This is a genomic window from Pseudomonas piscis (genome assembly GCF_009380155.1).
Taxonomy (GTDB): domain Bacteria; phylum Pseudomonadota; class Gammaproteobacteria; order Pseudomonadales; family Pseudomonadaceae; genus Aquipseudomonas; species Aquipseudomonas piscis.
This window is the reverse complement of sequence record NZ_WHUV01000001.1, coordinates 769,401-783,175: the sequence shown is the minus strand read 5'-3', so window position 1 is coordinate 783,175 and position 13,775 is coordinate 769,401. Positions and strand designations below refer to the sequence as shown.

Here is a 13,775-nt window from a genome sequence, read left to right as displayed (position 1 = left end):
GTTGTCAGCCGCAAGCACCGAGGTTCAAACTGGCGGCTTTGTCGTCGGCAGCACGCGACGCCTTCTTCTATATAGCTAAGCCCCGCGCTGGAGTCTTTCCCGCGCGCTTTGACCATTCATTCAGGGACCCGGACATGGAACTGGTTGTAAAAAGCGTTAGCCCGGAAACGTTGAAGACCGCCACCCTGGTGGTCGCCGTCGGCGAAGGCCGCAAACTCGGCAACGTCGCCAAGCAACTCGACGAACTCAGCGGCGGCGCCATCAGCGCCGTACTCAAGCGCGGCGACCTGGCTGGCAAGGTCGGCCAGAGCCTGCTGCTGCACGGTGTGGCCAAGCTCAAGGCCGAGCGCCTGCTGCTGGTGGGCATCGGCAAGGATGACGAACTGGGCGACCGTCCGTTCCGCAAGATCATCAGCGGCGTGCTGGGCACCCTCAAGGGCCTGGGCGGCGCCGATGCGGTGCTGGCCCTGGACGAAGTAGCGGTCAAGGGCCGCGACAGCTACGGCAAGACCCGCCTGCTGGCCGAGACCCTGCTGGACGGCGGCTACGTCTTCGATCGCTACAAGAGCCAGAAGGCCGAAGCCCGTCCACTGAAGAAGATCACCCTGCTGACCATCAAGGCCGCCCAGGCTGAAGTGGAACGCGCTGCGACCCACGCCCAGGCCATCGCCAGCGGCATGGCATTCACCCGCGACCTGGGCAACCTGCCGCCGAACATCTGCCACCCAAGCTTCCTCGGCGAACAAGCCAAGGCCCTGGGTAAGGAGTTCAAGGGGCTGAAGGTCGAGGTCCTTGACGAGAAGAAGATCAAGGAACTGGGCATGGGCTCGTTCTATGCCGTGGGCCAGGGCAGCGAGCAGCCGCCACGGCTGATCGTCATGCAGTACAACGGCGGCAAGAAGTCCGACAAGCCGTTCGCCCTGGTGGGCAAGGGCATCACTTTCGATACCGGCGGCATCAGCCTCAAGCCGGGTGCCGGCATGGACGAGATGAAGTACGACATGGGCGGAGCCGCCAGCGTCTTCGGCACCCTGCGTGCAGTGCTCGAACTCAAGCTGCCGATCAACCTGGTGTGCATCCTGGCCTGCGCCGAGAACATGCCTAGCGGCGGCGCCTCGCGTCCTGGCGACATCGTCACCACCATGAGCGGCCAGACCGTGGAAATCCTCAACACCGACGCCGAAGGCCGCCTGGTGCTGTGCGATGCCCTGACCTACGCCGAACGCTTCAAGCCCCAGGCAGTGATCGACATCGCCACCCTGACCGGTGCTTGCGTGGTGGCCCTGGGCGCCCACACCTCGGGCCTGCTGGGCAACAACGACGAACTGATCGGCCAGCTGCTCAGCGCCGGCCAGCAAGCCGACGACCGTGCCTGGCAACTGCCGCTGTTCGACGAGTACCAGGAGCAACTGGACAGCCCGTTCGCCGACATCGCCAACATCGGCGGTCCGAAGGCCGGCACCATCACTGCGGCCTGCTTCCTGTCGCGCTTCACCAAGAACATGAACTGGGCCCACCTGGACATCGCCGGTACCGCCTGGACCAGCGGCGGCAAGGACAAAGGCGCCACCGGTCGCCCGGTGCCGCTGCTGACCCAATACCTGCTGGACCGCGCCAAGGCCTGAAAAACCATGACCGTGGGGGGCCAGGCATGAGCGCCGCGCCCTCCTCGGCTCAGGAACCCCGATGACCAAAGTCGACTTCTATATTCTCCCCAGCGCGGACCCGGCGGCCCGCCTGGATTTCGCCTGCAAGCTCACCGACAAGGCCTGGCGCATGGGCCACCGCATCTACCTGCATTGCAGCGATGCTGCCCAGCGCGACGAACTCGATGCCCGGCTATGGCGCTTCAAGGGCGAGACCTTCGTCCCCCACGGCCCCGCGGAGAGCGAGCCCGAAGGCCGGATCGTCCTGGGCCTGGGCCTGGACCCCGGCGAGCATGCCGACCTGCTGGTGAACCTGGACCTCAAGGTCCCGACCTTCGCCCCGCGTTTTGCCCGGATAGCCGAGGTAGTGGTGGAAGAACCCACTATTCGTCAGGCCGCCCGCGAGAGTTTCCGTTTCTATCGCGAACAGGGCTATTCTCTGCAAGATCACCGCTTACAACGACTCTGAGCATCCGATGGACACTCCCAACCCACGCCCCAAGTCCGCACACCTGCTGGACGACCTCGAGTCGATCCGCCAACTGCTCGGTGACGAGAACCTGCAACCGCCGCTGCTGACCGAAACCGTCACCGGCGAAGGCCAGATCCCACTGCTGTTCGATATGGTGGGCAACCAGCAGCCCGCAGCGACGCCAGTGGAACCCGCAGCACCAGCCAAGCCCCAGGCACCGGCCGCCAGCACCGAACCGGCTCCAGCCCCGGCCCCAAAACCGGCCGCCAGCACCAAGCCAGCCCCCGCCGGCAGCAATGCCGACGCCCTGCTGCACCTGGACAGCGAACTGCGCGCTGCCGCCCAGCTGATCATGCAAGACGTGATCGACGACTTCGCCCCGCACATCGAGACCGAGATCAAGCGCCGCCTCGATGCCCGCCTGGAGCGCCTGCTCGCAGCAGCCACCAGCGGCAAGCCGTAAGCCACGAATCAAAGCCGGGCCTGGCCATCTTGTCGCTTGCCGCTTGTGGCTTGCAGCTGCCCCCCTCCGCTATACTTCCCGGCTTTTCCTGAATAAATGCCAATAGGGTCCCGCCGCGCATGGATAAGACCTACCAGCCGCACGCCATTGAAACTTCCTGGTACCAGACCTGGGAGTCCGAGAACTACTTCGCCCCGCAAGGCGCGGGCGACTCCTACACCATCATGATCCCGCCGCCGAACGTCACCGGCAGCCTGCACATGGGCCACGGCTTCAACAACGCGATCATGGACGCCCTGATCCGTTTCCGCCGCATGCAGGGTCGCAATACCCTGTGGCAGCCCGGTACCGACCACGCCGGTATCGCCACCCAGATGCTGGTGGAGCGCCAGATCGAAGCCCAGGGCCAGAATCGCCACGACCTGGGCCGGGAGAAATTCCTGGAGAAGGTCTGGGAATGGAAGGATCAATCCGGTGGCAACATCAGCCGCCAGATCCGCCGCCTGGGTTCTTCCGTGGACTGGAGCCGCGAACGCTTCACCATGGACGACGGCCTCTCGGAAGCCGTGAAGGAAGCCTTCGTGCGCCTGCATGAAGACGGCCTGATCTACCGCGGCAAGCGCCTGGTCAACTGGGATACCAAGCTGCACACCGCGATCTCCGACCTCGAAGTGGAAAACCACGACGAGAAAGGTTTCCTGTGGAACCTGAAGTACCCGCTGGCCGACGGCGCCAAGACCGCCGAAGGCGCCGACTACCTGATCGTCGCCACCACCCGCCCGGAAACCATGCTGGGCGACGCCGCCGTCGCGGTGAACCCGACCGACGAGCGCTACCAGGCCCTGATCGGCAAGTTCGTCGAGCTGCCGCTGGTTGGCCGGCGCATCCCGATCATCGCCGACGATTACTGCGACCCTGAATTCGGCACCGGGTGCGTGAAGATCACCCCGGCCCACGACTTCAACGACTACGAAGTCGGCAAGCGCCACAACCTGCCGCTGCTGAACATCTTCGACAAGAACGCCAGCGTCCTGCCGGCCTGCCAGGTATTCAACCTGGACGGCAGCCTGAACGACAGCATCGACGGCAAGATCCCGGCCGAATACGTGGGTCTGGACCGCTTCGAGGCGCGCAAGCAGATCGTCGCCGCCTTCGACGCCGCCGGCCTGCTGGTCAGCGTCGACGACCACGCCCTGAAAGTGCCGAAGGGCGACCGCTCCGGCACCGTCATCGAGCCCTGGCTGACCGACCAGTGGTACGTCTCCACCAAGCCGCTGGCAGAACCTGCCATCGCTGCCGTGGAAGATGGCCGCATCCAGTTCGTGCCCAAGCAGTACGAAAACATGTACTTCTCCTGGATGCGCGATATCCAGGACTGGTGCATCAGCCGCCAGCTGTGGTGGGGCCATCGCATCCCGGCCTGGTACGACGAGTCGGGCAAGGTCTACGTCGGCCGCAGCGAGGCCGAAGTACGGGCCAAGCACAACCTCGGCGCGGACATCGCCCTGCAGCAGGACAACGACGTCCTCGACACCTGGTTCAGTTCGGGCCTGTGGACCTTCTCCACCCTGGGCTGGCCGGAGCAGACCGAATTCCTCAAGACCTTCCACCCCACCGATGTGCTGGTGACCGGTTTCGACATCATTTTCTTCTGGGTCGCCCGGATGATCATGCTCACCATGCACCTGGTGAAGAACGAGGACGGCACGCCGCAGGTTCCGTTCAAGACCGTCTACGTACACGGCCTGGTCCGCGACGGCCAGGGCCAGAAGATGTCCAAGTCCAAGGGCAACGTCCTTGACCCGCTGGATATCATCGACGGCATAGACCTCGAGACCCTGGTGCAAAAACGCACCACCGGCCTGATGCAGCCCAAGCTGCAGAAAGCCATCGAGAAGCAGACCCGCGCCGAGTTCGCCGATGGCATCGCCAGCTACGGCACCGACGCCCTGCGCTTCACCTTCTGCTCCCTGGCCACCACCGGCCGCGACATCAAGTTCGACATGGGTCGCGTCGAGGGTTACCGCAACTTCTGCAACAAGATCTGGAACGCCGCGCGCTACGTGCTGGACAAAGGCGAAGACTGCGGCCAGAACGGCGAGGCTTACGAGCTGTCCCTGGCCGATCGCTGGATCATCTCGCAGCTGCAGCGCACCGAAGCCGAAGTCACCCGCCAACTCGACCAGTTCCGCTTCGACCTGGCCGCCCAGGCGCTGTACGAGTTCATCTGGAACCAGTACTGCGACTGGTACCTGGAACTGTCCAAGCCTGTACTGTGGGACGAGAACGCTCCGGTCGAGCGCCAGCGCGGCACCCGTCGGACCCTGGTGCGCGTGCTGGAAGTGGCCCTGCGCCTGGCCCATCCGTTCATGCCGTTCATCACCGAGGAAATCTGGCAGCGCCTGGCGCCGCTGGCTGGCAGCACTGGCAAGACCATCATGCTGCAACCATGGCCGGTGGCCGTCGAGGCGCGCATCGACCAGGCGGCCGAGGACGACATCGAATGGCTCAAGGGCCTGATGCTCGGCACCCGTAACATCCGTGCCGAGATGAACATCGGCCCGGGCAAGCCCCTGGCACTGTTCCTGAAGAACGCCAGCGCCGAAGACCAGCGCCGCCTGACCGAAAACGAAGCCCTGCTGAAGAAGCTGGCCAAGCTCGAGTCCATCACCGTGCTGGGCGCCGGCGACGAAGCACCGCTGTCGGCCACCGCCCTGGTCGGCGAGATGGAAGTGCTGGTGCCGATGGCCGGCCTGATCGACAAAGGTGCGGAACTGGCTCGCCTGGACAAGGAAATCCAGCGCCTGCAAGGCGAAGTGCAGCGTGTGGGCGGCAAGCTGTCCAACGCCTCCTTCGTCGACAAGGCCCCTGCCGAGGTGATCGAGAAGGAACGCGCCAAGCTGGCCGAGGCCGAGCAGGCCCTGGGCAAGCTGGCCGAGCAGCACGCGCGGATCTCCAGCCTGTAACGGCGACCAGCGCAAGACAAACAGGGAGGCCCACAGGGCCTCCCTTTTTTATGGCGCTTGTCCGCTCCTATCTTGTCGCTCACCGCTTGAAACTTGCCGCTGCTGTTGTGGGACAATGCCCGCCAATTTGAGCCAGCCCCGAATTCATTCCGCCATGACCGCCCCCAACACCCCCAAGCCGCCGCGCAAGAAGCCCAAGCCCGCCACTGCAGCCAAGGTCGCCGCCCCCCGGGAAAAAGCCAGCCTGCACCCGCGCAACCGCCACCAGGGGCGCTACGACTTCCCGCAACTGATCAAGGGCACCCCGGAACTGGGCCAGTTCGTGATCCTCAACCCCTACGGCAAGGAAAGCATCGACTTCGCCGACCCCGCCGCCGTGCGCGTGTTCAACCGCGCCCTGCTCAAGGCCTTCTATGGCATCGCCCATTGGGACATTCCCGCGGATTTCCTCTGCCCGCCGGTGCCCGGCCGCGCCGACTACGTGCACTTTCTCGCCGACCTGCTGGCCAGCCACAACCAGGGCGAGATTCCCCGGGGCGCAGCCGTACGGGCGCTGGATATCGGCGTCGGCGCCAACTGCATCTATCCACTGATCGGCTACAGCGACTACCGCTGGCACTTCCTCGGCTCGGACATCGACAGCACCGCCCTGGCGGCGGCCAAGACCATCGTCCAGGCCAATGGCTTGAGCAAGGCCATCAGCCTGCGCCAGCAAGGCAACCCGAAGCGGATCCTCGACGGCTTGCTCGACAGCAACGAGCGCTTCGACCTGACCCTGTGCAATCCGCCCTTCCACTCCTCCCTCGAAGAGGCCACTCGGGGTAGCCAGCGTAAATGGCGCGCCCTGGGCAAGGCCGACCCCAAGCGCAAGCTGCCCGTGCTGAACTTTGGCGGCCAGGCCCGGGAGCTGTGGTGCGAAGGTGGCGAGATCGGTTTCGTCAGCCAGCTGATCAGCGAAAGCGCCGCGCTCGGCCAGCAAGTGCTGTGGTTCAGCACCCTGGTGTCGAAGGCATCGAACCTGCCGGCGATCGACAGCGCGCTGCGCAAGGCCGGGGTCCTGGAAAGCCGGGTAGTGGAAATGTCCCAGGGGCAGAAACAGAGCCGCTTCGTGGCCTGGACCTTCAAGGACAAGGCACAGCAACAGACCTGGAGTCAGGAGCGCTGGGCAGGGAAGAACTGAGTAGGCGGGGGATTCAGCGACGATTCACCTTGCGTGAACCGTTATCACACAAACCGTGCCCGGAAGACTCTGAGCACGGTTTCACTGCAGGTATTACTTGTTGATAGCGTCGGTCAGGCCTTTGGCCACAACCAGCTTGATCACTTTCTTGGCAGCGATTTCGATGGCAGCGCCAGTCGATGGGTTACGGCCAGTACGGGCAGGACGCTCGGTCACTTTCAGTTTGCCGATGCCTGGCAGAGTGATTTCGCCGCCATTTTCCAATTGATCAGCAACGATCTGGGCCAGTTGATCCAGGGCGTTACGCGCGGTGGTTTTCGGCGCGTCGATAGCTTCAGCGATATCGGCGATCAGTTGGTCTTTAGTAATAGCCATTATGGTGTTCCTTCCCTATCAAATTCATTTGGATTGCAGAGTGCAGTGTCAGCCATCGAGCCAGATCTTGTGGATCTGGCACCCCGGTTACAACCACGACGGATCGGGGTTATAGATACCGAATTCTGGGTTTGGTTCGACCCGACAAATGCTGACTGCACGCTTAACGCAGAGACACCGCGTAAGACGGGGCAAAACTAGCACACAGACGGCGAAATATCCGCCTCTACCTAGCCATTTGGTCAGCTTTATTGCTCTAAATCGGTAAAAAACTGCATAAGCTGCACCTACGAGCCGTTCATCGCCCGGCCAACCCCGCCAAAACCAGCGGGTGCGGTACACTGGGCACTTTTTCAGGGGAGCCCGCCCTCCCCCCTTCAACCAGCCGAGAAGCCCATGCCGATCCGTCATTGCATCGTCCACCTGATCGACAAGAAACCCGACGGCAGCCCTGCCATGCTGCACGCCCGCGACTCGGAGCTGGCAGAGTCCGCGGCCATCGAGAACATGCTCGCCGACCTCAACGAAAGCTATAACGCCAAGCAGGGCAAGGCCTGGGGCCTGTTCCATCCGGAGTCCGGCGCCTTTCCCTTCAGCGGCTGGCTGAAGGAATACCTCGACGGTGGCCAGGACTTCACCGCCTTCAGCCGAGTGGCGGTGGAACACCTGCAGAAGCTGATGGAAGAATCCAACCTGTCGGTGGGCGGTCACGTGCTGTTCGCTCACTACCAACAGGGCATGACCGACTACCTGGCCATCGCCCTGCTGCACCACAGCGAAGGCGTGGCGGTGACCGACCAGCTGGACGTGACGCCCTCCCGTCACCTGGATCTGGGCCAACTGCACCTGGCGGCGCGGATCAACGTCTCCGAGTGGCAGAACAACAAGCAGTCCAAGCAGTACATTTCATTCATCAAGGGCAAGAACGGCAAGAAGGTCTCGGAATACTTCCGCGACTTCATCGGTTGCCAGGAAGGTGTCGACGGCCCGGGTGAGACCCGTACCCTGCTCAAGGCATTCAGCGACTTCGTCGAAAGCGAAGACCTGCCCGAGGACTCGGCGCGGGAGAAGACCAAGGCCCTGGTGGACTACGCCAGCAGCCAGGCCAAGCTCGGCGAGCCCGTAGGCCTGGAAGAGCTCTCGGAGTTGATCGACGAAGACCGGCCGAAGGCGTTCTACGACCATATCCGCAACAAGGACTACGGCCTGTCGCCGGAAATTCCGGCAGACAAGCGCACCCTCAACCAGTTCCGCCGCTTCACCGGCCGCGCCGAGGGCCTGTCCATCAGCTTCGAGGCCCACCTGCTGGGCTCGAAGATCGAGTACGACGAAGAAGCCGGGACCTTGATCATCAAGGGCCTGCCGACCCAGCTGACCGACCAGCTCAAGCGTCGCAACTGATGCTCCAGGGGGTCTTGAAGAAGTTCCTGCTGATCCTGCTGGTAGTGGTGCTCTACCAGCACTGGGGCAAGATCGAGCGATTGTTCGATCCCGGCGCGGCGGTTTCCGAGACCACCCGTAGCCAGGCCAAGGTAGTGCTGTACGCCACCGACTGGTGCGGCTACTGCAAGGCCACCCGGCGCTTTCTCGACCAGAAGGGCATTCCCTATCGGGAGTTCGATATCGAGAAAGACCCCAGCGCGCGCCAGGCCTACATCGACCTGGGTGGCGCCGGGATTCCGATCCTGGACGTGAACGGCACCCTGATCCGCACCTACGATCCCGACGCCATCATGGCCGCCCTGCCCAAGTAGCGGCCATGGCAGCAGTTCACTGGGCCTGGATGCCAAACCCCAGGCGCGGGAAGTGCACATGCACCACACCGGCGCGCGGGTCCTCGCGGCGCAGGATCAGCTCTTCGCTCCCGGCGAACAGCAACTCCCCGGCCACCGGATCGACCCCATAGTCGGTCGCGGCAATCACCACCTGCTGGCCGGCCTTGAAACCATTGGGATCGGCGAAAGCTTCCTGGGGCAGCGGGGCCGGCGTGGCGGCGTGCGCCACCGCCAGGGCCTCTTCGGCGCTCATCTCGCTGGAGGCGCCGTGGCCGAAATCCAGCACCCGGGCCAGCCAGGCGGCGACCGCCGGGTATTCATCCACCAGCGGCGCGGTCACCGGGGTGCCCTTGAGGAACCACAGGGGATGGGCCATGGCGATGTCGGCGATCGACGGCTGGCCAAACAGGAAGTCCCCCGGCTCACGTTGCAACTGCTGCTCCAGGCGCGCCATGAAAGTCGGCCATTGGTGCTTGGCCTGCTCCAGGGGTACCCGGCTGGCACTGCCGCCACTGAACAGCCCGGCCCGGTCGGCCATGAACGCCTTGCGTGCCTCCGGCGGCAGCTTGCCAAAGCGCACCGCAGCCGACTCAGGCTGGAACACCAGGGTCACCGCATGCTGGAACACCGTCGAGTCGGCCCAGGCGGCGAAGGTCGCGCTGGTCAGCTCCTGGCCTTCGGGAAACAGCGCCGGGCTGGCTTTTTCCTGCTCCAGGCACCGGGCGATCATGGCCGTATCGCAATAGACGTCGGCCCCGACCTGCAACACCGGAGTCTTGCGATAACCACCGGTCAGCGCGGTCAGGTCGGGCTTGGGCATCACCGGGGCGATCTTCACCGAACGCCAGGAAAGCCCCTTGAAACCCAGCAGCAAGCGGGCTTTCTCCGCAAAGGGTGAGGTCGAGTAATGATGAAGGATCAACTCAGACATACCAGGCTCCGCCATGAGAAAAAGAGGCTTGAGCTTAGCGCGCAATCGACGGATGACCTACGAATTCGACTGATGGGAAACCATCAGTCAGATTGATGATGCGGCCGCCCCCGCCACCAGGCACTCCTTGGCACTCTTCTTGAGTTTCTTGATCAGCCGCTCCTGGCGCAGGGCTTCGCTCTTGTCGCGACAAGCCTCGGTATAGACCAGCGCGACCGCCGGACTGGAGAGAAAGAAACGCGCGCCCTTGCCGCTTTGGTGCTTGGCGAAACGCCGCTGCGGATCGTCGCTGATACCGCAGTACAAGGCGCCATTGGCCGCCCGCACCAGGTAGACGAACCAGGGTTTGCTGGCCGCTGCCGGTGGCACGGCGCATGCGACGGGGGACAGATCGGGGTTGGTCACGAAAGGCATCGGGCTTGTGGATAACAAGCCGCGATCTTAACAGAGGATGGACTCAGCGACCGCCCTGGAAGGCCTTCAGACCCTTGCGCGCCTGGGCACGCACGGCATTCTTCAGCAGTGGCGTCCAGCCCAGCAGCAAGCCCTTGGCTCCCAGGGCCTGGCGAGCCCAGCGCCACATGTCGAAATGATCGTGGTGCTCGCAGATCTTGCCGTCGCGGAACACGAAACGCGCCTGGATATCGTTGACCACGGTGCGCCCGGTCTGGCTGAACAGGTAGGTCGCCACCCAGTGCGCGCCACCGCTGCGCTCATCGGCGCGCACACTGTCGAAGGTCAACGAGAAATCCTTGGCCCGCGAGGCCAGCATGCGCCACATGTCGCCGGCGTCACGCCCGCGCAGCTCACCGAACGCCGGGTCGCTGAAGAGCACATCCTCGGTGTAGCAGGCACTCATGGCCTCGGCATCCAGGCGTTGGAAAGCCTGGTAGAACTCGCTGATCAGCGCACGATGGGCATCGCTCATGGACAGACTCCGAAGGGACGTGGAATGCCTGCACGATAATCCGCAAACCGGCGGAACACTACCGACATTTGCCGGGTAAATACCGTCGGTGAGGCCGCTCAGATCCTTTCGCTTTGCACCTGCACATAAAGCGCACGGCCGGCGCCCAGCCCGGCGATGATGGCGCCACCGCCCAGCACCGCGAAGATCCAGCCCAGGGCATTCCAGCCACCGGTCCAGTCGTGCACCAGGCCCACCGCGAACGGGCCCATGGATGCCAGCGTATAGCCGATGCCCTGGGCCATGCTCGACAGGTTGGCCGCCACGTGGGTATCGCGCGAGCGCAGCACGATCAGGGTCAGGGCCAGGCTGAAGGTGCCGCCCTGGCCCAGGCCCAGGAGGATCGCCCAGCCCCACAGGCCATCGAGCGGCGCGTACAGGCAACCGAATAGGCCGCCCAGGGTCATCAGCATGACGATCACGATGGCCAGGCGCTGGTCCTTGCCCCGGGTCGCCAGCCAGGGAGCGGCCAGGGAGCTGATCAACTGCACGATCACCGAGCCCGACAGCACCAGCCCGGCCTGGGTCGGGCTCAGGCCACGACCGATGAGGATCGACGGCAACCAGCCGAACACGATGTAGGCCAGGGAAGATTGCAGGCCCATGTACAGGGTCACCTGCCAGGCCAGGCGGTCACGCAACAGCCCCCGCACGCGATAGGCCACATGATGGGCGCCGTGCTTCTGCCCGACCTGGGGCAGCCAGAACAGCCCCGCCACCAGCGCCGGCACCACCCAGAAGCCCAGGCCCATGGCCCAGCTGTCGCCAAAGGCATGGCTCAAGGGCACGCTGGCTCCGGCCGCCATGGCGGCGCCCAAGCACAGGGCCATGGTGTAGACCCCGGTCATGGTCCCGGCATGGCGCGCGAAATCACGCTTGACGATACCCGGCAGCAACACGCCGATCACCCCGATGCTGGCGCCCGCCAGGATGCTCCCGGCGAACACCCCGACCTCACCGAACGAGCTGCGCACGACGATGCCCAGGGCCAGGGTCAGCAAGATCCCCAACACCACCCGCTCGGCGCCGAAACGCCGGGCCAGCACCGGCGCCAGCGGCGCGAACAGGCCCAGGCACAACACCGGCAAAGTGGTCAGCAAACCGGCCTTGGCTGCCGACAGCCCCAGGTGCTGCGATACATCACTGAGCAGCGGCGCCATGCTCGACAGCGCCGGCCGCAGGTTCAGCGCCACCAGGATCAACCCCAGCAGCAACAGCCAGGGGCGACGCAGCACCGGGGGAGCCTGCTGCACTTCTTCGTCGTCGGCCTCGGCGTCGATCAGCAGTTCCGGCGGTGGGGTATGGGGGGATGCCTGGTGGTTGGACATGGTCGGTCTCGGCTTCAGGATTCGTTGATCAGTTGGCGGGAAATGCCCTTGGCGCGCTCGGGGTCGCCTTGCTCGATGGCATCGAGCAAGTGTTGGTGCAGGTCGAAGACGTCCTGGCGGCGCGGAGTGATGGTCAGGCTCTGGCGCAACTGGGCCCCCACAACGCTGGAGAAGTAGCGGTACAGCTGGCTGAGGGTCGGGTTGTGCGCAGCGTCCACCAGCCGTTGGTGGAACACCAGGTCGCAGGCGATGTAGCGCTCCAGGTCACCATGGAAGTGCCCACTGCTGTCATGCAGGGCCACCTGCAGCTCGTGCAGGTCCTGCTCGGTGCGACGCAAGGCCGCCAGGCCCACGGCTTCCACTTCGAGGATCTGCCGGGTTTCCCGGGCCTGCTCCACGGAGCATTGGGACAGGGCCTGGAGCATGTCCAGGGGATCGGCCACCGCCCGCAGGTAACTACCGTCGCCCTGGCGGATCTCGATCAACCCGGAAAACGCCAGGACCCGCATCGCTTCGCGCACCGTGTTGCGGCTGATGCCCAGCTCGGCCGCCAGTTCCGGCTCGGTAGGCAGGCGCTGGCCAACGACCCAGGCGCCTTGGGTGATCCGCAGGCGCAGCTGCTCCAGGGCCTGGTCGACCAGGGAGCGCTTGATCAAAGGAGACATTTCACTCATGGCATTTACTCATATCATCCAATCATTGGATGAATTTTCCGACATGGTATTCAGGCTTTTCGCGGAGTTCAATGTTCCGTCTTGCAATTCCTCCCGTACCTCATCCTGCAAGTTGAAGGACATAGCTGACTATCCCCAGGCGGGCACCAGCCTGTTAGTGTTACGCCAGCAACCGCTGGCCCTGGCGCCATCCTCACCGATCAATTTGCCGCGCCCCTGGGCCATGCCCGGGCCGGCGCGCACGCACACAATTGGAGCAACCATGACCCAGCCCCTGACCCTTCAGCCCAGCAAGCCTGCCGATGCCTGCGTGATCTGGCTTCACGGCCTGGGCGCGGATCGCTACGACTTCCTGCCGGTGGCCGAGGCGCTGCAAGAGACGCTGCTGAGTACCCGCTTCGTCTTGCCCCAGGCGCCGACCCGCGCGGTGACTATCAATGGCGGCTACGCCATGCCCAGCTGGTACGACATCCTGGCCATGAACCCGGCCCGGGCCATCAGCCGCGAGCAACTGGAGGAATCGGCCGACGAGGTCATCCGCCTGATCGAGGAGCAACGGGCCAGCGGCATCGACGCTTCGCGGATCTTCCTCGCCGGCTTCTCCCAGGGCGGCGCGGTGGTGCTGCACACCGCCTTTCTCAGGTGGCAGGGCCCCTTGGGCGGCGTGCTGGCGCTGTCCACCTATGCCCCGACTTTCAGCGACGAACTGCAACTGTCGGCCAGCCAGCAGCGGATCCCGGTGCTGGCGCTGCACGGTCAGTACGATGAAGTGGTGCAGAACGCCATGGGCCGCACCGCCTACGAACACCTCAAGCAACGCGGGGTCGACGTGAGCTGGCAGGAATACCCGATGGAACACGAGGTACTGCCCGAGGAAATTCGCGATATCGGCACCTGGCTGGCCGCGCGCCTGCGCTAACCGTCCGCCCAGGGAACACAGGGCGAGCAACAGACTACGCCGCGCCCGTTTCTTGCATTACACTGGCCGGCGTACATTC

The 13,775-nt window shown here is 64.3% G+C and carries 14 protein-coding genes; 8 read left to right on the top strand and 6 right to left on the bottom strand.

Annotated features, from left to right (window positions below):
* The first annotated feature begins 134 nt into the window (after nucleotides 1–134).
* From GDH07_RS03660 to rlmF, 5 genes are all read left to right on the top strand, one after another.
* A complete protein-coding gene (locus GDH07_RS03660; RefSeq protein ID WP_152896711.1) occupies nucleotides 135–1,625 on the top strand; it encodes a leucyl aminopeptidase in 1,491 nt (496 codons plus the stop codon).
* 61 nt (nucleotides 1,626–1,686) lie between these two features.
* Nucleotides 1,687–2,115 (top strand): DNA polymerase III subunit chi, encoded by a 429-nt coding sequence (locus GDH07_RS03655; protein ID WP_022642466.1) that lies wholly within the window; start codon nucleotides 1,687–1,689, stop codon nucleotides 2,113–2,115.
* A 7-nt stretch (nucleotides 2,116–2,122) separates the two neighbouring features.
* Nucleotides 2,123–2,581: a DNA polymerase III subunit chi gene (locus GDH07_RS03650; protein WP_152896710.1), complete on the top strand. Its 459-nt coding sequence runs from the start codon at nucleotides 2,123–2,125 to the stop codon at nucleotides 2,579–2,581.
* Nucleotides 2,582–2,700: 119 nt separating this feature from the next.
* Entirely contained in the window at nucleotides 2,701–5,547 is a 2,847-nt protein-coding gene (locus GDH07_RS03645; protein WP_152896709.1) for a valine--tRNA ligase, read from the top strand.
* A gap of 154 nt (nucleotides 5,548–5,701) precedes the next feature.
* Nucleotides 5,702–6,727, top strand: a complete 1,026-nt coding sequence (gene rlmF, locus GDH07_RS03640; RefSeq protein ID WP_152896708.1) for a 23S rRNA (adenine(1618)-N(6))-methyltransferase RlmF — start codon at nucleotides 5,702–5,704, stop codon at nucleotides 6,725–6,727.
* A 93-nt stretch (nucleotides 6,728–6,820) separates the two neighbouring features.
* Here rlmF and GDH07_RS03635 read toward each other — a convergent pair whose 3' ends face one another.
* Nucleotides 6,821–7,102, bottom strand: coding sequence for an HU family DNA-binding protein (locus GDH07_RS03635; protein WP_022642462.1), 282 nt, complete (start codon nucleotides 7,100–7,102; stop codon nucleotides 6,821–6,823).
* Between the two features lie 396 nt (nucleotides 7,103–7,498).
* On the opposite strand from GDH07_RS03635, the gene yejK reads away from it, so the two are divergent.
* Nucleotides 7,499–8,503 carry a nucleoid-associated protein YejK gene (yejK, locus tag GDH07_RS03630; protein WP_152896707.1) on the top strand — a complete coding sequence of 335 codons (1,005 nt, stop codon included), beginning with the start codon at nucleotides 7,499–7,501 and terminating at the stop codon, nucleotides 8,501–8,503.
* Complete coding sequence (locus GDH07_RS03625; protein ID WP_022642460.1) at nucleotides 8,503–8,856, top strand: glutaredoxin family protein; 354 nt, start codon at nucleotides 8,503–8,505, stop codon at nucleotides 8,854–8,856. The genes yejK and GDH07_RS03625 overlap by 1 nt, the downstream gene beginning before the upstream one ends.
* A gap of 16 nt (nucleotides 8,857–8,872) precedes the next feature.
* On the opposite strand, the gene GDH07_RS03620 is transcribed toward GDH07_RS03625, so the two are convergent.
* The 5 genes from GDH07_RS03620 to GDH07_RS03600 all read right to left on the bottom strand — a co-directional run bounded on the left by GDH07_RS03620 (nucleotide 8,873) and on the right by GDH07_RS03600 (nucleotide 12,777).
* Nucleotides 8,873–9,808 carry a glutathione S-transferase family protein gene (locus GDH07_RS03620; RefSeq protein WP_152896706.1) on the bottom strand — a complete coding sequence of 312 codons (936 nt, stop codon included), beginning with the start codon at nucleotides 9,806–9,808 and terminating at the stop codon, nucleotides 8,873–8,875.
* 87 nt (nucleotides 9,809–9,895) lie between these two features.
* A complete protein-coding gene (locus tag GDH07_RS03615) occupies nucleotides 9,896–10,222 on the bottom strand; it encodes a GIY-YIG nuclease family protein (RefSeq protein WP_425502105.1) in 327 nt (108 codons plus the stop codon).
* 43 nt (nucleotides 10,223–10,265) lie between these two features.
* Nucleotides 10,266–10,736, bottom strand: coding sequence for a nuclear transport factor 2 family protein (locus GDH07_RS03610; RefSeq protein WP_022642457.1), 471 nt, complete (start codon nucleotides 10,734–10,736; stop codon nucleotides 10,266–10,268).
* 98 nt (nucleotides 10,737–10,834) lie between these two features.
* Complete coding sequence (locus tag GDH07_RS03605; RefSeq protein WP_152896705.1) at nucleotides 10,835–12,103, bottom strand: CynX/NimT family MFS transporter; 1,269 nt, start codon at nucleotides 12,101–12,103, stop codon at nucleotides 10,835–10,837.
* A 14-nt stretch (nucleotides 12,104–12,117) separates the two neighbouring features.
* A complete protein-coding gene (locus GDH07_RS03600; RefSeq protein WP_152896704.1) occupies nucleotides 12,118–12,777 on the bottom strand; it encodes a FadR/GntR family transcriptional regulator in 660 nt (219 codons plus the stop codon).
* Nucleotides 12,778–13,039: 262 nt separating this feature from the next.
* Here GDH07_RS03600 and GDH07_RS03595 point away from each other — a divergent pair, with 262 nt between their 5' ends.
* Nucleotides 13,040–13,696: an alpha/beta hydrolase gene (locus GDH07_RS03595; protein ID WP_053134291.1), complete on the top strand. Its 657-nt coding sequence runs from the start codon at nucleotides 13,040–13,042 to the stop codon at nucleotides 13,694–13,696.
* Nucleotides 13,697–13,775: the final 79 nt, after the last annotated feature.